Source organism: bacterium (assembly GCA_020444065.1).
Classification (GTDB): Bacteria; Sumerlaeota; Sumerlaeia; order SLMS01; family JAHLLQ01; genus JAHLLQ01.
The window spans coordinates 180,586-203,285 of record JAHLLQ010000007.1 but is presented as its reverse complement, the minus strand read 5'-3'; the positions used below and the strand labels follow the sequence as shown (position 1 = coordinate 203,285).

Here is a 22,700-nt window from a genome sequence, read left to right as displayed (position 1 = left end):
CTCCGCGCGTTCCACACCAACCCAAAGCAGCACAGCAATCCGATGGCAGAACACGAATACTCTGAATACATGCGGCGCGCCATTGAGTTGGCGCGCCGTTCCTTCGGGCGCACCCGACCGAATCCAAACGTCGGTGCGCTGATCATCAAGAATGGTGAGATCGTCGGCGAAGGCTGGCACCACCAGGCCGGTCAGGCCCACGCCGAAGTCGAAGCCCTCCGTTCCTGCAGCGTCGATCCGCGCGGCGCCACCATGGTCGTTACGCTCGAACCCTGCAATCACACCGGACGCACAGGTCCCTGCAGCGAAGCCGTCCTGCGCGCGGGTATCTCGCGTCTCGTCATCGCGCAGCTCGATCCCAACGTCGTGTCCGGCGGCGGGATCGAACGTCTCCGCGCGGCGGGAGTCGAAGTCATCACCGGCGTCGAAGAAGGTCTCTCGATGCAGATGAACCCGGCCTTCAACACGTTCCACATGCTTGGCCGTCCGTTCGTGACCATGAAGTGGGCTGTCAGCGCGGACGGTTGCACCTCCTGCGAATCCGGACACTCCTTTTGGATCACAGGCGAATCCGCCCGACGCCACGTGCACGAGATGCGTGCGCTGCATGACGCGACGCTCGTCGGGGTGGAAACTGCGCTGCGCGACAAGGCGCGTCTCTCAATTCGCGGCATCGAGATTCCACCCGGCCCCCCGCGACGCCGCATGGTGCTCGACAGCCGCCTCCAAGTGCCGGTCGATCATCCGCTCGTTACCGAAACACAGGGCATCGCAACCGTCGTGTGTTCAGAGGACGCCCCCGCGGATCGCGAAGAAGCACTCGCGAATGCCGGCGCCGAAGTCTGGCGTCTCGAAAGCGACAACAATGGCCACGTTTCCTTGCCTGCCTTGATGGCGCGGTTCCGCGAAGAGGGCGTGCAGTCCGTCTTTGTCGAAGGAGGCCGTCACGTTGCGGGTGCATTCGTGGCAAACGGTTTCGTCGATCGTGTCGCCGCCTTCATGGCGCCCGTTCTGATCGGCGCTGCGCAGAGCCCACTCAACGCGCTTGTCATGCCGCAGGCGCCGGACTCGATGGAACAGGCCATTCGCCTGCACCACGTTCGCACCGAAGCGTTCGGCGACGACGTGCTTCTCGAAGGCTGGGTCACCCGTCACCTGTTCCCGGAGGAACAGCCGTGACGCCGTCGAGCAAGAAGCCCATCACCGTCGGCTTCGTGCTCGGGACGCTTGGGGTCGGCGGCGCGGAAGGCCAGGTGATCCGACTCGCCGAGCGCCTGCCCGAATACGGCTTCCGTCCGATCCTCGTCATCATGGAAGAACGCGGACCGTACCTCGAAACGGTACGCGACATGGGCATGCCGCTGCATTGCACGCACTCCGTGATGACCTATCGCAAGTACGACCCGCGCTTTACGTATCACTTCGCGCGCACCGCCTGGCGCATGCGCCAGGCATTCAATGCCGAACGTGTCGACATCATCCACGCCTTCCTCTACTGGGCATACATCTTCGCCGCGCTGGCATCGCCGTTCTCCCGCAACAAGGTGCTGATCACAAGCCGGCGCAGCCGCGGCATCTTCAAGGAAGGCCGGTTCGGCTACCAAGCCATCGAAAACCTGACGAATCACTGGATCGATGCCGCCACGGTGAATTCGCTTGGCCTGTACGACGACGCACTCGGGCGCGAAAAGATCGATCGCAAACGCATGGCGGTGATTTACAACGGCGTCGACATCGAAGGCTTCGATGCCGTCGAACACGCAAACCTGCGCACGGAATTCCCCGAACTCTCCGACGCTGAACCGCTCGTCGGAGCAGTCGGAAATCTCAAACGCATCAAGGGCTACCCCGACTTGCTCGAAGCCGTCGCGATGGCCCGGCGCGAAGTGCCAAAGCTCAAACTGGTCGTCCTTGGCTTCGATAACGAGAACCTCCGCGAAGAACTCGAACAACAAGTCCGCTCCCTCGGCCTCGAGGGCGCCGTCGTGTTCGCAGGCGGCCGGAAGCAAGTCTGGCCGTACTACTTCGCATTCGACATCCTCGCCCATCCTGCCCATTCGGAAGGTTTCGCAAACGTTCTGCTGGAAGCCATGGCCGCCGGCCGCCCAATCGTCGCCACAGACGTTGGTGGAAACAAAGAATCCGTTTCCGACGGCGAAACCGGCTACATCGTTCCACCGCAGAAGCCCGTGAAGATGGCCGCGAAGCTCGTCCAATTGGCCAAAGACCCCGCTCTCGCAAACCGCATGGGAAAAGAGGGACGCAGACGCGTTGAGGCCCGTTTCTCCGTCGACGCCATGGTGAAGGCGCACGTGCGAATGTACGAAGCGCTTCTCGAAACCGGCAAGCTCCCCCCCATGCAGAACCCGCCCATCCTGACTGCAGAGGATGGCCAGTCGTGACCAAACCGTTGCGCATCGCATTCCTGATCGGCTCGATGCGCGAAGGCGGCGCAGAGGGCTATCTCGTCGGACTGATGCGAGGCCTGCGCACCCGCGGCCACGATGTGCGGCTGATGCTGTTGCACTATGAGGGCGTTCGCCTCCAAGGACTGCTCGACGAGGGCTTCGAGGTCTTCCCTATAAACCTCCCGAAGCTCCGCCCCGTGCTCTCGCCGTCGTCGAAGGCCGAAGCATGGCGCGCGCTGAAGCGCACCCGCGACTACCTGAAGCAGTTCAACCCCCACATCTTCCACGCGTGGCTCTTCGAAGCCGAAGCGTGGGGAGGCCTCGCCAAACGCATGGGGGCGCCCGGCGCGTTCGTGACAAGCCGCCAGAATCTTGGCCATTACAAAGACGCCGCGCCGTGGAAGCAACGTGTCCAGAACTGGTACAACAAGCGCACGGAACTCGTCATTGCAAACAGCCAGGCGGTGGCGCGCGACGTCATGAAGCGGGAGAAGAATCTCGATTCCAACCGTGTCGCGATCGTCTACGGCGGCGTGGACGTGGACCGCTTTGATCGCGCACTGCCGGCAAACTTGAAGACGGAGTTTCCACCTCTTGAGCAGGCCGATTGTGTCTTCGTATCCGTCGCGAATTACTTTCGATATAAAGGCTATTTGGATCTGATCGAAGCGTGGCATTCCATCGCGAAAGACCATCCCGGCGCACACCTTCTTTGCGTTGGACGCGACGATGAGATCGGCGAAGAAATGAGCCAACGCGTCGCCGACCTGAAACTCTTCGGCCATGTCCACATCATCGGACCGCGCGCGGACATTCCGAATGTGCTCAAGGCCGCCGATGCGCTCGTCCTCGCGTCGCACGAAGAAGGTTTCTCAGGCGTATTGCTCGAAGGAATGGCCGCGGGCCTGCCCATCGTGGCAACTGACGTCGGCGGCAACGCCGAGGCCGTAGAAAACGAGCGCACCGGTTTGATCGTCCCGCCGCGCAATCCGCAGGCCCTCGCCGGCGCCATCGCACGACTGGCAAAGAGCGCAGAACTTCGTGAGCAATTCGGGAAAGCAGGCTATGCGCGCGTGCGGGAGAAATTCACGCACGAGCCCTTCGTCACAGAGCACGAGGCTCTATATCGTCGCGTGGCGGGGCGCTCTGCAGGCCGGCGCGGATAACAATATCGCCGGCCGATTGCAGCCCGCGATCTTCATCGTAAACAAGAACCCCATCGTTATCGAGCCCGTCCGGCCCAAGACTCCAGACCCTCCACGTCGAATCCGAATCCTTCGAATAGCGAAACGGCTCTGTCTTGCCGGGCGAGAACGGATCGTTCAGCGGATACCCGATTCCATAGCGCCGCAACTCGTCGAGCGACTCGGGCAGTTGCCCGCGCTGGCGATAGTACTCGATCACCCAATCGCTTACCGTCTTGAGGTTGTTCTCCGTCAAACGAATGCGCTTCTTCAGCTCTTCCTCGACCAGCAGTGGCACGCGCCAGAACTGCGCCGCCGAGAGAAAGCTGTCCGGCGCCATCAGGAATACCCCGTTCATCGCCAGCCGTCCCCCATTGGGGCGCAAAGCAATGAACATCGGAATGCGACTATTGCTCGCGTTCACCGATGAGGTTCTGCCGGGCTCGAGGACCGAGAGCATCGTCTCCAAGAACTTCGGATAGAGCTTGGAGAAATCGCCGTACACGATCGCGGCGGTCTCTTCCGAATCCGTCTCGCGTCGCCAGTCGGCGAACGCACTTGTTTGTTCCAACGTCTCCGCGCGACCAAGCTCCGCATCGATCTGCTGCTCGAAACTCCGCGCATGACCCCAACCGAGACATAGCGAATCATTCGTCGTCCGCCACATCAGCGTCGGCAAATTCGTGTGGTCCGGCACAACCGCCTGAAAGCGCACCCCCTGGTGCCACAACTCGCGCGTCTGCAGGTTGAGGCGCTCCACCGTGAAACGTAGAATCTCCTCCACCACGCTCGGATCGTCGGTCTCGCACAGAACAACCCAGTCCATCGTCTTGTCCTCTGCGGGCAGGACGGCCACGGCCACGTGCGGACCAAGCAATGGCAACAATGAAGAGCGCGGATCATAACCAAGCTGCGTCGTCAGCTCATCTTCGGCACGCTCCAATGCAAGCGTATCGCGATCGAAGTACAACTCCCGCAGAACGTCGCGCCAGGTATTGTAAACATCTTCCAGCGAAGTGAACCGCATCGTTGCCAGCGCAACAGACTCCGCAGGCACGCGAGCCAGGAAGGGATGGGAACTCGTTTCGCAGAACAGATTCAACGCGGGCACTTCCGCTTCCTCATCCGGCTCGAACTCGGCGTTGATTTCCACGAAGCTCGATTCAAGGCGCGCCGTACCGAACAGGTTCTTCCAGTGTGCGATGCCCAACTCATTGACGGCAGTTTCGGCAACTTCCGAGTGGGCGCGCAGAGCCTCAATCCCCGGCTCAAGGTCGAGCGCATAGAAGATTTCACTGCTGGTCGTGCGCTCGGCGCTTGCCTCCTTGTAGAACTCCGTCTCCGTGAAGTTCTCCTCCGCCGAAGTCGTCGGTCCCAGGAATCGCCCCTCCCCCGCAACACTTCCGATCAGACGGCGCGGGTTCTCATCCTGATTGCTGACCAGCAGCAAGTCACGGCTCGCGGCAATCCACAGGTTCCGGAAGTACGGCCGCGGCCCCCCGAATGCCTGGTGACGGATCAACTGAGTTGTGCCCAGCCGATAATCCTGCTGGTACTGGGGATACCAATGCACCTCGAATCCCAAAGTCGATGCGACGCTCTCCATCAGTCCTTTGGGGTCCATCAGGTTCGCGACCAGTGTGATCGATTGGCGGCGATTGTTCATCGCAATCACCATCGGCCCCGACACGCGTGGAGTGAAAGGCTGCAGGACGGTTGAGAAGAATTGATCCGGCACCAACTCGAGCGCCTTGCTCAACTCGCGGCTCTGGATTCGCGCCTGGCCTGCATCCACCGACACATCGAACCGTTGCGGCGACAGATCGACCTCTCGCATCAGGAAACGTAGGAACTCGCCGCTATTCTGGATGACCATCCAGCCAGTCGTATCCGCCGGCAGCAGCGCGCTCATCCGCTCGATGTCCGCCTGGCTCAGCGCACGCTTCCGTGCCTTGGCCCGACGCACAATGCTCATCTGATCTCTCGACGTCCCGGATTCCGAATCTCCAAAAAAGTCGACCTCGCTTTGGGGCGAGGCCGTGTTCTGCGAGTGCTGTATGTCGGATGGTCGTTCGAGCGGCGGTGGATTCGCCTGAACGAACTGGCCTGTCCAAATGCCCACATCGGGCGCTTCAATCGTCTCAATCTCCGCAGAGTCCGCATCCATCTGCAGCGCCTGGCCGGCTTCCAGCGTCGTCGTGCCTGCCGGGCCCGTGATCTCCACCGTGCCGCGACGAACCGCCACGCGCGAACCGTCGATCTCAAACTGAGCGCCGGTCGCCTTCACGATCCGATTCCCGACCTGCACCGAGAGAGTTCCTTCGCTCGGGATGTCGTAGAAGACCCGCCCGCCCTGCTGAATGGCGCCGGTCTTCGTCTCGAACTGTAGATGCGTGCCGCCGTCGGCAGTGGCCACAACCGCTTCGGCCGTCACATCGTTCAACGTCTGCACCTGAACGCGGCGACCATCCGCCACATTCATCGGCTCCGCGGCGCTCAGCACCTTATTCTCCGGCACCGCCGGATCGGTGCTCTTCAGAACATGCGCGACGCGCTCATTCGAAGATCCCGCATCGTTCCGATCGAAACCCTGCTGACCGATGAACCAGGACATTGCCGCTACGCCGCCCAGCACGAACACCGCCGCCGCCAGACCCCAACCATGGGACGTCTGCAGCAGTCGGGCGAACACACCGCGGCGGGGCTTCGGAGCTTCCGCCACTTCGAGGACGCGATAGTCACCCTGGGCCGTCGCTTCGCGATGCAGCGCCAGGTCGCTGTCGTCAGTCTTCGCGGCGACAACTGCCGGGGCGATCGGCTCGACCGCCGCGGGCATTTCACGCATCTGGCTCGGCGTGTAGAGCGCAATCCGATCCAGGCCCGTATCTTCCCAGGCCTGCTGCCCAATGCGAGAGAACTTCGCATCCAGCATCGCCATTTCGCGATACTCCGCGGCCAGCTCGGGATCTTCCTCGAGCCATGCCTCAAACTGGGCGCGCTGCTCCGCCTCGAGGTCATCCTCGAGATAAGCGATCAGCCACATTTGGCGGTCATTCGATTCCATTGCCAACTTCCTCTGCCAGCGCTCGAAGCTTCTTCAATCCATGATGGACCCGAGACCACACAGTGCCTACCTCAAGTTCCATCACTTCGGCGATTTCCCGGCTCTTCATTCCGGCGAAGTACTTCAACCGCAGCACTTCCCGGTGTCCTTCATCCAGGCGATCCATTGCCCGGAGCAGCCATTCGGCTTCTTCCTTCGAGGACAGAACCTCGCGCGGATCCGGATTCTCATCGACGGCCAGGGAGGCCCAACTGTCGTCCGCTTCCGGGGCGGTTCGTTCTTCTCCTCGAGCGGCGGTCCCGATCTCAGCGACCTGATGCTTGCGGCGGCGCATGATGCTGATGGCACGGTTCCTGGCGATCGTATACAACCAGGTTTTGAAGTTGTAGCGCGGATTGAACTTCTCGGCATTGCTGTAAGCTTGCAGGAAAGCGTCTTGCGCCACATCCTGGGCTTCTTCGGCATCGCCGAGCATGGACCAGATCCAACGCACCAACGGCTTCTGGTGCCTCAGCATCAGCTCCTCGAAGGCGGCCCCGTCGCCATCGACGACCCGGGCCATCAGTTCCTTGTCGGTCGCTTTCAAAGGCGGCCTTTCCGAAACTTCCGCCAACATCAAGTCCCCTTCTCGGTCCTGACGCTGGTTTTTCTACGTTGAACTAGCTTTCCCCTTCACGGGGCGGACGATTTTTTCGTCAGTGGATACTCCCGGCCTCGCCAGCCGCTCATTTCCACCCGCGAAGGTTGACACCAAAGGGGTTGGCAATTCAAGCCTGTTTCAGAAGTCGCCCGCATTCGGCGCGCCACCCATTTCCGCATCGAAAGCGATTCGCACGGCCCAATAAAGAACCGCCCCGGTGACCCAGGGCGGCGGCCCAGGGATACTCTCCCTGGGGGGGTTATCTTAAAAGGAGTAAATCACAATGCCCCCGCCGAGTCAAGTGCCCGCTCGTGTTTCCTTCTATATCGATGGCTTCAATCTGTACTTCGGGATGAAGGCCAAGGGCTTTCGGAAGCACTATTGGCTCGATCTGGCCCTCCTCTGCAACCGTTTGCTGCGTCGCGGGCAGAACGTGGCCAGTGTCAAGTACTTCACGGCTCGTATCTCTCCAACCCCGTCGAACCCAAAGAAACACCTTCGACAGAGCGAATATCTCGATGCCTTGGCGGCCCATGGAGGCGTGCAAATCATCTACGGTGTCTATCTTGCAAAGACGATCAAGTGCAAGAACTGTGGCACCGTGTTTCCCAAGAATGAAGAGAAGCAGACCGATGTGAACATTGCTGTCGCACTGCTGGAAGATGCGGCGGCGAATTTGTTCGATACGGAGATCTTGATCACGCCCGACAGCGATCTTGCGCCGGCGATCGAGTCCGTCCGTCGAACTCATCCGCAGAAGCGCGTAATCGTCGCCTTTCCGCCAGGCAGGCACTCGAACAAACTCAAGTCCATCTCATCCGGATTACTGCACGTCAAAGAACGACACCTGAAATCAAGCCAGCTCCCAGACCCAGTTCTGACGCCGAGCGGCTATGCAATCAACAAGCCGACCCATTGGAGCTAATTGAAACCCAAACCAGACAGGATCCCCATGAAAACAGCAAAGACCATCGAATGGACCGGGCGCGCCGCCCGGATTATCGACCAGACCCTCCTCCCCCAGAAGGTCAAATACCTCACCATCCGCACCGAGCAGGAAATGTGGGAGGCCATCAAGGTCCTTCGAATCCGCGGCGCACCGGCCATTGGCGTGGCCGCCGCCTACGGGCTCTACCTCGGTGTGGCACGGCGTAAGCCAAAGACCCTCAAAGAACTGCGTCGCGCCACTGCCAGCGTCGCGAAGTACCTCGCCTCTTCCCGCCCGACCGCTGTGAACCTGTTCTGGGCTCTTAAGGAGTGCACCGACGCCGTCGATGCGCTGCCGGACACCGCCTCCGCCCGGGATGGGCTCGACCTCCTGCTGGCCAAGGCCCTGGAGATCCATCAGGACGACGCCGATCGCTGCGCAGCCCTCGCCCGCCACGGCGCGCCCCTACTTAAGGGCCTCAAGGGCGTTCTCACCCACTGCAACGCCGGAGCCCTAGCGACCGCCGGTGTCGGAACCGCCCTTGGCGTCATCATCGAGGCCGCCAAAACGAACAACTTTACGGTCTATGCCGACGAAACCCGCCCCCTGCTCCAGGGCGCTCGCCTGACCGCCTGGGAACTCAAGAACGCCGGCGTTGACTATCGCCTGATTACGGACTCCATGGCCGCCAGCGCCATGAAGGCCGGCCGCGTCCAGGCCGTCGTCACCGGCGCCGACCGAATCGCCGCCAACGGGGATTCCGCCAACAAGATTGGCACCATGCCGCTCGCGATTTGCGCGAATTACTTCAAGGTTCCCTTCTACATCGTCGCCCCGCTCTCGACCGTGGATTACTCAATCAAATCCGGCGAGGAAATCCCCATCGAGGAGCGCAAGGACGATGAAATCACCAATTGGGGCAGTGTCCGGACCGCTCCCGCCGGCACGATGACGTTCAACCCCGCTTTTGACGTTGTGCCAGCCCGATTGATTTCGGCTATAGTGACCGAGAAAGGCGTAATTCGTCGCCCGTTCAAAAAGGGCCTGAAGGAGGCTGCCGGAAACTGACAGCCTGTCTGCCAGGTTCAAACGCCCTATCGAAAGCATCCCATGTCCGACCAGGATCCGGAAGTTCGCAACGAGGAATACGATCCGTTCGATCCGGAAGTGCGGAAGCGTCGCCAGCGCACCGGACCAAGGATGCCGGACTACTCGCAGCCGCGTGCCGCTCCCGATCCGGGGCCGGCAATCCCGCGGCGCTACGCCCCCCACAAGCGCATTCGCGCCGACGCCATCGTCCCGCCGGAGGACAACCCGCTGCGCGGTTGGCGATGGTTGGGCGCCTGGCTACTCAGCCGCGACCTGTGGCCGCGCGAGGCCGCAACCAACCCCGTGATGGTCTACTACTCCGGGCGGCGGCGAGGCCGCGTCGTGGAGGACATGACGGGACTTCTTCCCTGGGTTGTCGTTCTGATACTCGAAGCCGTTTTCATGTTCTCGCTCAGCGGGTCCTTTGGCGACATTGCCAAGATCACCTTGCTGGAATGCGCGGCCGTCCCCTTCCTAGCGGCCGTTGTTGGTGCCTCGATGACCGCGGTCCATATGCGCCGCAACGTCGCCAACCTGCCGCTCGAGGAACTCCTACTCACGCGCCTGAAGCCCGTCGACATTATCCAGGGCCTCTCGATCCGCCCCATCGCCGTCCAATCGGCCGGGCTCGTCTACTACTCGATCGCGAACCTCGCACTCGGCGCATTTGCAGGCGCCGTCCTCGGCGATCTCGGCGAGCCCTCCATGTACGTCTGGGCATTCGTCCTGGTGCCGCTGCGCTGGTATCTGGCCTCCATCGCGGTTGAAAGCGGCGGCGCCTACGCCATGCGGGCCCACATGTGCATCGAGTCCAGTCTCGTCGCGACCCTGCGCATGTTACTGGATATGATTTTTATGCCCCTTTTGCTTGCGATCGGCACGGCCCTGTTGTTTGGTTTTATTGCATTTATCGTCGCGTTGTCGGGCGGTTCGCTGCTGGTGATGGCCTTCGGGTTCCTGATCTCACTTCTGATCATCCTGGGACTCGGCGGCTTTATGATTTTGATTACCCGATCCCTCGGCACAGATGCCATGGATTGGGTGCACCATCACCCAGGCGAGTGGTGGGTCCGGACGGGAAAGGAAGCGAGGGAATCGGGCTATCAGGAGCGAGGGCTCTTTACCCCCTGGAAGCCAATTGCCGAACGTCGCAAGTATTTGGATTTGCGGCGCGGCGGATTTCCTGGACAATCCCATATTCCCCGGAGAATGGACCCGAGGCGGTAGGATGGAGAGGGGCGGCGGAACAGAAGGGCACGACCGACAATCTCTCTGATTGGACGCGCAATGAGTCACTACCTGGTGATTAGCGGAGAGGCCAACTGGGCCTATAGCATCGAGCTGGAAAAAGGGACTACCTACCGAATTGGTCGAGCCGGCGACAACGACGTCGTCATCAAAGACCAACGCGTCTCCTCCTACCACTCCCGCCTGATGTTCGAGGATAACGGCCTGGTTCTGACCGACCTGGAAAGCCGCAACGGCACCTGGGTCAATGGCCAGAAGGTCCGCAATTCAACCCTACGAATCGGCGATCGTATCCGCATCGGTCATACGCATCTGCAGTACGTTCGGAAACTCGATCCAGCCAACCTCTCCTCGACGGCGATTCTCAGCCCCCGCCTCAGCCAGCCGTTGTTGAAGACCCAGATTCAACGTCTGCGCGACCTGATCGGAGAACTCAATCGCCTTAGCGCCGTCGTACGCAGCGGCCCCATGAACGACGGCGATCGCGAAACCGTCGCCAAGCAGATGGACACGATCGTCGAGAGCCTGAAGGACGTCGAGATCCACACGCGCACCCTGACCGGCACGAATCACTTCCACGAGATCTTCCACAAGAATCTGGGCCTGAAAGAGCTCTTCCTCGAATCGCTGCGCTTCGTCGTCTCCGCCGTCGAGGCTGAGAACGGCGCATTGGTGCTCAAGAGCGACGCGAGCGACTCCGATAACTCTCTCGTCGTCGAGGCGACGATCGGACTCAGCGTCTCCGGCTGGCCCGGCCAGATCCCCGAGAAATTCCACCGCCTGATCGAGCAGGTCATGTCCGAAGGCAAGACCACCTACATCCCGACCATGTACCGCGATTCCCGCGTCAAGAGCGATAGCGGCCGGACCGGAACCGGCGATCATCGTTCAATCCTGGTTGCGCCAATCGCTTCGAGCCGGGGAAAGGTATTGGGAGCGGCGTACTTCGATAATCCGCTGCGTCCCCAGCGACTGGAGGGACGCGCGTCCCACGTCGCGGAAGGTTGCCTGAAAATCCTGGCGGATCACTTGACTGGCGATGCCGCCCGGGACCAAATAGAAGGACGTGACAAGCGCGAAACACAGCGCATGAGTGGCGAGTCGGAAACGACGATCATGTATCCGAACAAAGATTAGGATCTGAATGCCCGCGGGCGATTCAGACATCATCCTGGAAAACGATATGGACTACGAAGATACTCAAAAAATCCAGCCGATGAGCCCCCGTTCCCCCGGACAGGAGCGCGTCGCTGCGCTGTTTGCGCGCCATCACTTCGAACTGCTCGGCGAATTGGGTCGCGGCGGCATGGGCATCGTCTACCTGGCACGCGACACAAAGCTCGGTCGCAAGGTCGCCCTCAAGACGCTCTCGCCCGAACGCGCCAGCCGCGAAAACAGTCTGCGCCGCTTCGAACGCGAAGCACGCACATTCGCACAGATTCGTCATCCGCACATTGCGACGTTGTACAAGTTCGAAGACGAAGGCCCGCTGCAGTACCTCGCGCTCGAATACATCGATGGCTTCGATCTGGAAAGCGAACGTCGCCGCGGAAAGAAGTGGGCACCCGAAGAAGCCTCTCGCATCATCCAGACGGTTTCCGAAGCCCTCGACTACACGCACAGCAAAGGCATTTTGCACCGCGATATCAAGCCGGGCAATATCCTGATCGAACGCCGCACGAACCGCGTTGTGCTGACCGACTTCGGCCTCGCCAAGGGCCGGAAGGACGAGACGCTGACCGCCAGCGGCTTCGCCGTCGGAACGCCCGCCTACATGGCGCCGGAGCAAATCTCCGATCAGTTCGGCGTTCGACCCGATGGGCGCGCCGACCTCTTCTCGCTCGGCACCGTTTTCTACGAAATGCTCTCCGCCAAGCACCCGTTCCTCGGCGCTGACGATTTGAAGACGATGCGTAACATCGTCCACAACCAGCCAATCCCGTTGCGCGACATCGATCCGTCGCTGCCGGAGCCCATCGAACGCCTCGTCTTCTCGATGCTGGCTAAGCACCCCGACGATCGCATCGGCCGGGCAAAGGATGTGGCCGACGGCCTGCAGGAATGGCTCGATCACCGCGAAGTTTCCGGACACATTCCCGAAATGAAGATCCCCCGCCCGCAATCTCCGGACGACAAGCCGGCATCGCGGGCACCAACGCCCAAGCCGGGCCTGTCGCCGGCGGACGCCGCCGCAACGACACGACCCATGGGCGATCAGGACGTATCGGCTCCCGCCCCCGCCGGCGCCGGCATGTCCACCAAGATGACGATACTGATCAGCGTTCTCGTTGGGATCGCCTTCCTCATCGTGGGAGTGGCGGTCGGGCTCTGGCTGAAGAGCTGACGCCCCGACGAAAACTGCCCGGTTCCAAACTGCCACGTTGAACTCTCAGTCCAATAGCATGAAACCGTGGTCCCGTTCATGGACCCGCCGGGAGCCCATCCGCATGGTCCGAGCGCTTCTCCTCTTGGTTTGCCTGGGTTTGCTGCCGATTGCAGCGAACGCCGCCGGTGAGCGCGTCGACATCGTTCGCGGATTCCTCGAGGAAGTCCCCTCCAGCCAGCCCCACCGGATCGACGTTGGTGAAACTCGTTACATGATCCAGGCAGCCGGCACGCCCGTCGACCGCCGTCAGGTCTATGAGGCGGGGATTCTCTACGTCGATCAGTTCCCCGACACCGCCGAACTCTTTCGCGACGACATGGATGCCTTCGACCGCATGGTCAAGAAGGGCGGCGTCCTGATTCTGCTCTGTGGCGCGGACGCCAACGCGATGACGCTCGAAAACATGAACTACCTCGGCAAACGATTCGGATATCGCTTTGCCGAGAACACGACCCCGGGCGAAATCCTCCCGGCGCGCGTCGGCCAAGGACCGATGGGCGGCGATGTCTGGCTTTGCGAAAGCGGTTACCGCATTCTCACCCAGACCGACTCCGAATGGGCGTGGCACTACATGGGCGTCGATGGCACCAGACCCGTCGCCGTCTCGCGCCATTGGGGCGAAGGATTCATCCTGCTGATGGGCACGACGGAGGTGAATCGCACATCCGGCGGTCGCGTCTTTTCCGCCCTGTCGCTCATCGATTGGGCGCGCAAAGCCAAGATCCTTCCTCCCCCGCCGCCGACGGAAACGCCGACGCCGATTCCGACGCCGGAACCCACTCCCGAAGCAACACCAGATGCAACGCCCGTCTCCCCGATCGAGGCCGCCATGGAACGCCTCTCCGGCACGGAAGGTCCCACAGCCGCGGCAACCGCCACCGATGTTCCAACGCCGGACCCGACCGATGCCCCGCCCCAGTCCAACCTGCTCGCAGAGCGACTGAAGGAAATGCGCGCAAGGCTCGGAGTGCAAGATCCGAACGCCGAGGATTCCGGCCCGCTGATTGCCGAAGACAAACGCGCTTACTTCCCACCCATCGTCAATGGACGCGATCTCGATGGTCGGATTGTCGACCTGACCGACTACCGTGGCAAAGTGCTGCTGATCGATTACTGGGCAACGTGGAGCGACAAAAGCGTCGAGTCCATCCCCGAACGCGTTGCACTTCGAAACGCCTTCCGCGCAGAAGGATTCGATCTCCTCGGCATCAGCCTCGACAAATCCATCCCGTCCATTCGCGCCAAAGAGAAAGAATTCGGAATGGACTGGCGGCAAATCTGCGACGGCCAGGGCTGGAACTCGCGCCACGTCAGAATCGTCGATGTCGGCAGAGTCCCACATTCCTATCTTCTCGACAAAAAAGGCCGCATCTGCGCCGAAAACCTCCGCGGCAACGAACTCCGCGCCGCCGTCCGCCAGGCCCTCGCCGAGAAGTAGGTGCCGACTCTGCGAATGGGAGAGCGGAAGAGCCCTGGGACCGCCGGCTTCCAGCCGGCAAGACCACCCGCGCTATCAGCCGCTACCAATTCGTACTGACTTGAGAATCCTTGCTCAAGCCCCAGTGATACGGGGGACTCCACGGAGCTACGAGCATCGGATTCAACGCCAAACGAGGATCAACGGTTTCGCTCTTGGCCAGGGATGGCCAAGCCACCTCAAACCGTTTCTTGATCGCAGCCCGTGCTCCTGCGCGTAATCAGCTATCGAGAACGAGTACGAGTGCGCATACCACGCCCCTCGCACTCGTACTCGTACTCGATCCTTCCGCATTCCAAAGGGGCAACGCCCTGGGATTGTCACGCCCGCCCACTAAGCGCTGACTTGTCCGCCGAAACCTTGGCGAAGGCGGAAGGCGCGACCCATCCAGCGCCGAAGATCCAACACGCCTGGCTCTTGGCCAGGGATGGCCAAGCCACCTCAAGCATACGGCGGCGACCCAGCCCCGCTCTCTGCGTCTTTGCCTCTCTGCGCGCTGCTCTCTCCCCGCTCCCCCGCCCTGCCACATCCCCCTTGACACCACTTGGCGGTTTGGCCAAGTATGCAATCAAGCGTCCGGAACGAAGGAGACCCCGCATGTCCGACATCACCCGCAAAACCGAAGCCCGCGCCGGGATCCTCAAGGCCATGGCCCATCCCGCCCGCCTCTTCATGATGGAGGAGCTCGCCAAGGGCGAACGCTGCGTCTGCGAATTGCGCGAAATGGTCGGAAGCGACCTTTCGACCGTGTCGAAGCACCTCTCCGTTCTGCGCAACGCCGGCCTGGTCGAGATGGACAAGCGTGGCCCCCAGGTCTTCTACAGCCTCACGACCCCATGCATCCTCAAGTTCGTCGATTGCATCGACGCCGTCGTGCAGACCAACGCCCGGAAGCACATGGAACTGGTCAAATGAGCACGAAAGCCTCCGCCCCTTTTTTGAGCAAGGACTTGGCGAATACGCCAAACAACCAAAAGCCAAGCCCACCCTGGCGCGAGCGCCTCGGGCCGCTCGTCGGCACGGAAGGCAAGATCCTCCTCGCGTTGATCGCCGTATTCGGCGTGGCGTACTTCCTTCCCATCGACCAGGCGCGCTTCAACAACGCCGTTCACGAATCGCTGGCGCTGACCAAGTGGTACGCCCAGGAGCACGTGCTGCTCTGCCTGATCCCGGCGTTCTTCATTGCCGGAGCAATCGGTGCCTTCGTCAGCCAAACCGCCGTGATGAAGTACCTCGGCGCAAAAGCAAACAAGCTGGTGGCCTACAGCGTGGCAGCGACCAGCGGAACATTGCTCGCCGTCTGTTCCTGCACGGTGCTGCCGCTATTCGCTGGCATCTGGAAGCGCGGCGCCGGGCTTGGTCCAGCGGCCGCATTCCTCTACAGCGGCCCCGCCATCAACATCCTGGCAGTTGTCCTGACGGCGCGCGTTCTTGGGATTGAACTCGGCCTCGCGCGAGCGATCTTCGCGATCGTCTTCAGCGTCGTCATCGGCCTGGTCATGGCGCTGCTCTTCGCAAAGGAAGAGGCCGAGAAAGCGGCCGAAGCCGCGAAGCAACCTCCGATACCGGAAAGCCGCCCGCTCTGGCAAACGGCCACGATGCTGGCCGCGATGACGGGCATCCTGGTGTTCGCCAACTGGGGGCATCCAGAGGAGCAATCGGGCGTGTGGTACGCAATCTGGTCCTGGCGCTGGATCGTCACGTCGGGGTTCGCGCTCATCCTCGCAGCCGGACTGCATCTCTTCTATGCGGTCCGACTTATCGAGGTCGTCGTCTCCGTTATCGCCGCCGGCGCGTTAGCCTTCCTGTTCCCCTCTTACCCACTCATCCCATTTGTTGCCGGAGTCATCGCACTGGCCATGATGGCAACCAACGGCAACGAAGAGCTCGCCGACTGGCTCGGCCAAACATGGGACTTCGCAAAGAAGATCCTGCCGCTTCTGCTCGCCGGCGTTGTCATTGCCGGCCTGCTGCTAGGACGTCCCGGCCACGAAGGCCTGATCCCTTCGGCCTGGGTGGAGAACGCACTCGGCGGCAACTCCTTCGGAGCAAACGCATTCGCCTCGATCGCCGGGGCATTCATGTACTTCGCAACACTCACCGAAGTGCCGATCCTCCAAGGTCTGCTGGGCGCCGGCATGGGCGAAGGCCCGGCCCTGGCGCTGCTGCTCGCCGGACCGGCGCTTTCCCTTCCCAATATGATCGTTATCCGCAGCGTGATGGGCACGAAGAAGACCCTCATCTTCGTCGGTCTCGTGGTCGTGTTGGCAACGCTCAGTGGTTTGCTTTACGGCAACCTGTTCCACTAAAGAATTTCTGAAAGGAAGGCAGTACCATGATTGACGCGAGAACTTACTACGAAGCCGGCCTTCAATTGCACGGCCACAAGTGCCCCGCAATGCCCATGGGTCTGCGGGTCGGGGCAGCCGCCATGAACATGTTAGGCGTCGAGAGATCAAAAGACGGACAGCTCGTCGCCCTGGTAGAAATCGGAGAGAACCACTGCGCAACCTGCTTCGCAGACGGCGTTCAAATGATCACGGGTTGCACCTTCGGCAAAGGCAACATTCAGAGGCTCCACTACGGGAAGTGGGGTCTCACTTTGGTCGAAAAGAAATCCGGACGCGCGGTGCGCGTAACCCCCAAGGCGGAAGCGATGCAGGCCAACAAACAGTCTTCCTTCTTCAAGGACTATCGCGAGAAAGGCATTCCAGCCTCGGAAGTCCCTGAAGAGGTCATCGCCCCATTGGTCGAGCGAGTGATGTCCGCTCCGGAAGAAGATCTGCTGATCGTGAGCGATGTCTTCGAGTACGCGCTGGAGTCTCCGCCGCATTCTTTCGCGGGATTCGTCTGCGACATCTGCGGCGAGATGACCGTCGAACCCTATGGGCGAATCCTCAACGATAAGAAAGTCTGCATCCCATGCCGCGAGAAAGCGATTAGGGGCTGAGGCTGCACCGAGTGTTGAAGGGAATCACTTGCCATGATCCTGATTCTCATAGCCGTGTTCTTCGTCTTCTCTGCCATCTTCTCCATGATGGGCCAGGGAGGCGGGGTGGTCTACACCCCGATTCAGGTTTGGGCGGGAATCGACTTTCACGAAGCCGCAGCGACGAGCCTGTTTCTGATCGCCGCAGTCTCGCTCTCTTCAACGATCGTCTTTCGCAAAGCAAAGAAAACCGACTGGGGACTGGCGATCACGCTCGAGTCGTCGACGATGGTGGGAGGCTTCCTGGGAGGAATCGTCTCCTCGTGGTTCACGGCCGGTCCCTTGTCGGTGCTCTTTGCCGTCATGGTCTTCGTCTCATCCTACTTCATGCTCTCTCCGAAGACGCAGAAGGATCATTGCTCTGAGGTGAAGAGAACGCGACTTCATTGGAGAAGATCGCTCGGCGACAGAACCTACTGCGTTAATCTCCCGCTGGCACTTTCCGTGTCCTTGCTCGTTGGTCTTTTCTCAGGCCTCCTCGGTGTCGGCGGAGGCATTCTGAAAGTCCCCGTCATGGTTCTGCTTCTCGGGATCCCCATGGATATCGCCGTCGGCAGCAGCGCCTTCATGGTGGGAATGACGGCAGTCGCCGGCCTGGCTGGTCATATTCTGCAGGGCCATTGGGACTGGAAAACCTCGCTCATTCTGGGCGTCGTCGTCTTCGCGGGCGCCCAGATCGGAAGCCGACTCACCGTGGGCATCGACAAACTCAGGCTCAAGAAAGCGTTTGGCTGGTTCTTGCTGGTCATCGGATCGCTGATGGTGATCCGGCTGTTCTACTAAAAACTCACACCGGAATCAGGAAAGGGAGTGAACAATGAAGAAACTGCAAGTGCTGGGCACCGGTTGCCCGAAGTGTAAGAAGCTCGCCGAATTGACCGAGGCCGCCGCGAAAGAAGCAGGCATCGAGTACGAACTGGAGAAGGTGACCGACATCAATGACATCGTGGAATTCGGCGTCATGACAACCCCCGCCCTGGTCGTCGATGGCGAGGTGAAGAGCGCAGGCAAACTGCCCTCTGCAAGTGAACTTCGAGCAATGCTGACCTGAGGAGAACGGTATGAAACCCAAAGCAATCATCACGGCGGCATTGCTGCTCTTCGTCGGCATCAGCCTGGCCGCCATCGTCGTGAAAGAGATGCGCAGTGAGCCTGCGCCCATCGAGTCTACGGCAACGGTGCAAACGAAGACTGAGGCCCAATCGACAAACGAACCCATCAAGGCGCTCGAGGAAACGCACTTTGTCGTTTACTACTTCCACGGCAATGTGCGCTGCACGACCTGCAACGCGATCGAGAAACAGTCCCGCGACGCCATCTCGACAATGTTCGCCGATCAGCTCGATGCCGGCGACATGGAGTGGCGGCTCGTCAATTACGACGAGCCGGAGAACACCCACTTCCGCGACGACTTCGAACTGGCGTTTCAATCCGTCATCCTGACGGAAGAACGCGGCGACACGATCTTGCGCTGGAAGAACCTGCCGGACATCTGGACGAAGATCCATGAGACTCCGCAGGAGTTTGAGGAGTACGTCGTGGAAAACACAGTCGACTTCATGGCAGGCGACGAATCGTGACAGAGTGGCTGATTGGGCTGGGCACGGCGCTCTGGCTCGGCATCCTGACATCGATCAGTCCGTGCCCGCTCGCCACAAACATCGCGGCCGTGTCGTACATCTCTCGCCGCGTTGAAAAGACGCGGCTCGCCGTGTGGTCAGGCCTGCTCTACACGGCCGGCCGCACGCTGACGTATCTCGTGCTCGGCGTCATTCTCTCCGCCAGCCTCCTGGCTGTGCCGCAACTCTCGCACTTCCTCCAGAAGTACATGAACATGCTGATGGGACCCCTGCTGATTGTCGTCGGCATGTTCCTACTGGAGCTATTGTCCCTGCCGTCCGGCTCCGGATCCTCCTGGGGACAGAAGATGCAGAAGCATGCGGACAAGTTCGGCGTCTGGGGAGCAGGCCTTCTGGGTTTTGTCTTCGCCCTTTCGTTTTGCCCGACATCCGCGGCGCTCTTCTTCGGCAGCCTCTTGCCTCTCACCGTGAAGAGCGGTTCCTCGATCATTTATCCGGGCATCTACGGAATTGGAACGGCCATCCCGGTGCTGGGCTTTGCACTGGTGATTGCGTTCGGGGCAAACGGCCTGGGAGCGGCCTTCAAACGCGTCAGCGCCTTCGAACTCTGGGCCCGACGCATCACCGGCGTGCTCTTTATCGGAATTGGTATTTGGATGAGCGTACGATTTATTCTGTTCGTGTAGAGGTCGTCAGCCTTCGTCTTCAAACAGATCGACAGCCGCGTCGCCGTTCAAATCCACGGGCGGCCGCAGACCGAGGTGCTCGAACGCAGACGATGTCGCCACGCGTCCGCGCGGCGTGCGTTTGATGAAACCAATCTGAATCAGGTACGGCTCCACGACGTCGATCAACGTGTCCTCGTCTTCACTCAAACTGACCGCCAGCGTATTCAACCCGACCGGACCGCCGCCGAACTTCTCGATCAGACAGGACAATAGCGCGCGGTCCTGCGTATCGAGTCCGCGCCCATCAACATCGAGCAATCGTAACGCGTCTTCCGCCACGTCGGAGTTGATGTGATTGTCGTGCCGCACCTGCGCGATGTCGCGCACGCGTCGCAACAGCCGGTTTGCAATACGTGGCGTTCCGCGCGACCGGCGTGCAACGAGCGAAATCGCCTCCGCGTCGATCGGCGCATCCAGAATCCGCGCAGAGCGCCGAACGATCTTCTCCATCTCGCCCTGATCGTAGAACTGCAGCCGCTGCGTAATTCCGAAACGCGATCGCAGCGGTGCGCTCAGCATGCCCGCGCGCGTCGTCGCACCGACGAGAGTGAACGGCGCCACCTCCAGCTTGATCGACTTCGCGTGCGGCCCCTCGCCGATCATGATGTCGATCTTGCGATCCTCCATCGCCGGATACAGGCACTCCTCCACCACGCGATTCAGCCGATGAATCTCGTCCACAAACAACACGTCGCTCGGCTTCATGTCCGTCAGGATCGCGGCCAGGTCATCTTTGCGCTCGATGATCGGCCCGCTTGTCGAGCGCAGATTGCTGCCCATCTCCGCCGCGATGATGTGCGCCAGCGTCGTCTTCCCGAGCCCTGGCGGACCGTACAGCAGCACGTGATCCAACGCCTCGCCGCGCTGCGCCGCCGCCTGAATGAAGATCCGCAGATTCTCCACCGCCTGCGTCTGGCCGATGAACTCGCCCATCGACTTCGGGCGCAGATGCTGATCGTCCTCGCGGTCTCGCGGATCGTTTGGTTGCGGGTTCAGATTGTCGGCCATGAGGCGAACTCCGTGCGGCGTTGGTACTTCCGAGCAGAGCGCCGCAGCGCCCGGAATGTCAAGGCCGCGATTCGCCAGAGTTTCGCTTTTCAAGAATCACCCCGCGTTGGGGGCAACAGCCCCTTCACGAGCCACCACCGGGACAAACGGCGCGGGATGCTCGGGGCGGGGCTCTCCCAGAAGATCGCACGCCCGATCGATCGCATCGTCGATGTTCCCGTGGATGTTCTCCTCGCCGATCGCGTCCCACAAGCCCTTGCGCTGCATCGCAACCAACGGCTGCGCATGCACACCGGACAGCACCACCGTCGTTCCGTCTCGCCGGCAAAGATGCAGCAACTCCTCCAGCAAGTGCAGGCCCGTCGCGTCCATCGCGAACACGTTCCGCATGCGAACGATCAACACCTTCGGCGGACGCTCCACGGTTCGCAGCGTCTCCTTGAATCGGTCCGCTGCGCCAAAGAAGAACGCCCCTTGAATCTCGAACACTTCCGCCCCGGCCGGAATGTGTCGCAGCGACAACGCATTCGGATCCGGCCCCTCTTCCTCGTCGCCGCGAACTTCGCGCGTGATCATGCCGACGCTGGTAACCTCAGACATACGCCGGATGAAGAGCAACGCCGCCAGCACGATGCCGACCTCCACCGCAACGGTCAGGTCGATCAACACCGTCAGTCCGAACGTGCTCAGCAACACCATCACGTCGCTGCGCGGTGCCTTCAGCAGACCGATGAAGTGATTCACTTCACTCATGTTGTAACTGACGACGACCAAAATGCCGGCCAGCGCTGCCAATGGAATCGCCTTTGCCAGCGGCGCAAAGAAGAGCAGCAGCAGAAACAGCGTCACGGCGTGAATCAATCCCGCCACCGGAGTCTTTGCGCCGCTCTTGATGTTCGTCGCCGTCCGCGCAATCGCGCCCGTGGCAGGAATACCGCCAAACAGAACGGTTCCGACATTCGCCACGCCCTGCGCGATTAGTTCCGTGTTCGGCTTATGACGGCCGCCCGTCATACCATCGGCCACTGTCGCGGACAACAACGACTCAATCGCCGCCAGCATCGCGATCGTGAATGCCGACGGCACGAGCGCACGCAACTCACTGAATGAAATCGAGGGAAGCCCCGGCGCCGGCAACGTCCGCGGAAGCTCCCCAAAGCGCGAACCGATCGTCTCGACATCCAGGTGCAACGCCGCCGCCGCGATCGTCGCGACAAGCATCCCCACCAGCATCGCCGGAATACGCGGCACGAACTTCCGCGTCACTGCAATGACAAGAATCGTCCCGATGCCGACGGTCGCGGCGCTGGGGTTAATCGAACCCAGGTGACGAACGTACTCGATCCACTTGTCGACAAACTCTGCGGGGACGGACTCCATCCGCAGCCCCAGCAAGTCGCGAATCTGCGTCGAGAAAATCACCACGGCAATGCCGCTCGTGAAACCCGTCGTCACGGGGAACGGGATGAACCGAATCAGCGCCCCCATTCGCCCGATGCCGAGCGCCACCAGCAACCCGCCCGCGAGGAGGGTGCTCCACACCAGGCCGTCATAGCCGAACTCGGCAACGATCCCGGCAACGATGACAACGAACGCGCCGGTCGGCCCGCCGATCTGCACGCGGCTGCCGCCGAGAGCCGAAATCAGAAACCCGGCAACAATCGCCGTAAACAGACCGCGCTCCGGCGGAACCCCGCTCGCAATGGCAAACGCCATCGCCAGCGGCAACGCCACAACACCCACGGTCAGGCCGGCAAACAGGTCGGAAAAGAACGTTTTTCGAGAATAATCGCGGAGACAGACAACAAGCTTGGGAATGAACATTTCGTGCGGAGAGAACCTTCTTTCACGAGAAGAGCGCCGGGGCGCGGTCCACTGCGCCGTCGTTCACCATCGCCCGTCTCACGCCCGCCAAAGACTCCGAATTGCCCCTGCGGGCAAGCGGAATTCCTCCCAGACCGCTCCACAACG

General features: G+C 61.1%; 20 protein-coding genes. 16 read left to right on the top strand and 4 right to left on the bottom strand.

The window, feature by feature from the left end:
• Positions 1–42: 42 nt before the first annotated feature.
• From ribD to KQI84_16595, 3 genes are read left to right on the top strand one after another with little or no spacing between them, the layout of a single operon-like run.
• Positions 43–1,179 carry a bifunctional diaminohydroxyphosphoribosylaminopyrimidine deaminase/5-amino-6-(5-phosphoribosylamino)uracil reductase RibD gene (ribD, locus tag KQI84_16605; GenBank protein MCB2156498.1) on the top strand — a complete coding sequence of 379 codons (1,137 nt, stop codon included), beginning with the start codon at positions 43–45 and terminating at the stop codon, positions 1,177–1,179.
• Positions 1,176–2,402, top strand: a complete 1,227-nt coding sequence (locus KQI84_16600) for a glycosyltransferase (GenBank protein MCB2156497.1) — start codon at positions 1,176–1,178, stop codon at positions 2,400–2,402. Before ribD ends, KQI84_16600 begins: the two co-directional genes overlap by 4 nt.
• Positions 2,399–3,574 (top strand): glycosyltransferase, encoded by a 1,176-nt coding sequence (locus KQI84_16595; protein ID MCB2156496.1) that lies wholly within the window; start codon positions 2,399–2,401, stop codon positions 3,572–3,574. The genes KQI84_16600 and KQI84_16595 overlap by 4 nt, the downstream gene beginning before the upstream one ends.
• Here the strand turns inward: KQI84_16595 and KQI84_16590 are convergent.
• Both KQI84_16590 and KQI84_16585 read right to left on the bottom strand, forming a co-directional pair.
• On the bottom strand, positions 3,513–6,656 hold the full coding sequence (locus tag KQI84_16590) for a hypothetical protein (protein MCB2156495.1): 3,144 nt from the start codon (positions 6,654–6,656) through the stop codon (positions 3,513–3,515). The genes KQI84_16595 and KQI84_16590 overlap by 62 nt on opposite strands.
• Positions 6,643–7,242 carry an RNA polymerase sigma factor gene (locus KQI84_16585; protein ID MCB2156494.1) on the bottom strand — a complete coding sequence of 200 codons (600 nt, stop codon included), beginning with the start codon at positions 7,240–7,242 and terminating at the stop codon, positions 6,643–6,645. Before KQI84_16585 ends, KQI84_16590 begins: the two co-directional genes overlap by 14 nt.
• 337 nt (positions 7,243–7,579) lie before the next feature.
• On the opposite strand from KQI84_16585, the gene KQI84_16580 reads away from it, so the two are divergent.
• The 13 genes from KQI84_16580 (at position 7,580) to KQI84_16520 (ending at position 19,679) form a co-directional block, all read left to right on the top strand.
• On the top strand, positions 7,580–8,221 hold the full coding sequence (locus KQI84_16580; GenBank protein MCB2156493.1) for an NYN domain-containing protein: 642 nt from the start codon (positions 7,580–7,582) through the stop codon (positions 8,219–8,221).
• 27 nt (positions 8,222–8,248) lie between these two features.
• Positions 8,249–9,292 (top strand): S-methyl-5-thioribose-1-phosphate isomerase, encoded by a 1,044-nt coding sequence (gene mtnA, locus KQI84_16575; GenBank protein MCB2156492.1) that lies wholly within the window; start codon positions 8,249–8,251, stop codon positions 9,290–9,292.
• 42 nt (positions 9,293–9,334) lie between these two features.
• Positions 9,335–10,540: a hypothetical protein gene (locus KQI84_16570; protein MCB2156491.1), complete on the top strand. Its 1,206-nt coding sequence runs from the start codon at positions 9,335–9,337 to the stop codon at positions 10,538–10,540.
• Between the two features lie 60 nt (positions 10,541–10,600).
• Positions 10,601–11,698, top strand: a complete 1,098-nt coding sequence (locus KQI84_16565) for an FHA domain-containing protein (GenBank protein ID MCB2156490.1) — start codon at positions 10,601–10,603, stop codon at positions 11,696–11,698.
• Positions 11,699–11,705: 7 nt separating this feature from the next.
• Positions 11,706–12,905, top strand: coding sequence for a serine/threonine protein kinase (locus KQI84_16560; protein MCB2156489.1), 1,200 nt, complete (start codon positions 11,706–11,708; stop codon positions 12,903–12,905).
• 103 nt (positions 12,906–13,008) lie between these two features.
• Positions 13,009–14,385 carry a TlpA family protein disulfide reductase gene (locus tag KQI84_16555; GenBank protein MCB2156488.1) on the top strand — a complete coding sequence of 459 codons (1,377 nt, stop codon included), beginning with the start codon at positions 13,009–13,011 and terminating at the stop codon, positions 14,383–14,385.
• Positions 14,386–15,021: 636 nt separating this feature from the next.
• Positions 15,022–15,339, top strand: a complete 318-nt coding sequence (locus tag KQI84_16550; protein MCB2156487.1) for a metalloregulator ArsR/SmtB family transcription factor — start codon at positions 15,022–15,024, stop codon at positions 15,337–15,339.
• Entirely contained in the window at positions 15,336–16,733 is a 1,398-nt protein-coding gene (locus KQI84_16545) for a permease (GenBank protein ID MCB2156486.1), read from the top strand. The genes KQI84_16550 and KQI84_16545 overlap by 4 nt, the downstream gene beginning before the upstream one ends.
• A 26-nt stretch (positions 16,734–16,759) precedes the next feature.
• Entirely contained in the window at positions 16,760–17,374 is a 615-nt protein-coding gene (locus KQI84_16540) for a tRNA CCA-pyrophosphorylase (GenBank protein ID MCB2156485.1), read from the top strand.
• 33 nt (positions 17,375–17,407) lie between these two features.
• Positions 17,408–18,196, top strand: a complete 789-nt coding sequence (locus KQI84_16535; protein MCB2156484.1) for a sulfite exporter TauE/SafE family protein — start codon at positions 17,408–17,410, stop codon at positions 18,194–18,196.
• A 34-nt stretch (positions 18,197–18,230) separates the two neighbouring features.
• Positions 18,231–18,464 (top strand): TM0996/MTH895 family glutaredoxin-like protein, encoded by a 234-nt coding sequence (locus tag KQI84_16530; GenBank protein MCB2156483.1) that lies wholly within the window; start codon positions 18,231–18,233, stop codon positions 18,462–18,464.
• Between the two features lie 10 nt (positions 18,465–18,474).
• A complete protein-coding gene (locus KQI84_16525) occupies positions 18,475–18,993 on the top strand; it encodes a hypothetical protein (protein ID MCB2156482.1) in 519 nt (172 codons plus the stop codon).
• Complete coding sequence (locus KQI84_16520; GenBank protein ID MCB2156481.1) at positions 18,990–19,679, top strand: sulfite exporter TauE/SafE family protein; 690 nt, start codon at positions 18,990–18,992, stop codon at positions 19,677–19,679. Before KQI84_16525 ends, KQI84_16520 begins: the two co-directional genes overlap by 4 nt.
• 6 nt (positions 19,680–19,685) lie before the next feature.
• On the opposite strand, the gene ruvB is transcribed toward KQI84_16520, so the two are convergent.
• Positions 19,686–20,729: a Holliday junction branch migration DNA helicase RuvB gene (ruvB, locus tag KQI84_16515; GenBank protein MCB2156480.1), complete on the bottom strand. Its 1,044-nt coding sequence runs from the start codon at positions 20,727–20,729 to the stop codon at positions 19,686–19,688.
• Positions 20,730–20,825: 96 nt separating this feature from the next.
• Positions 20,826–22,553, bottom strand: coding sequence for a sulfate permease (gene sulP, locus KQI84_16510; protein ID MCB2156479.1), 1,728 nt, complete (start codon positions 22,551–22,553; stop codon positions 20,826–20,828).
• Between the last annotated feature and the right edge of the window lie 147 nt (positions 22,554–22,700).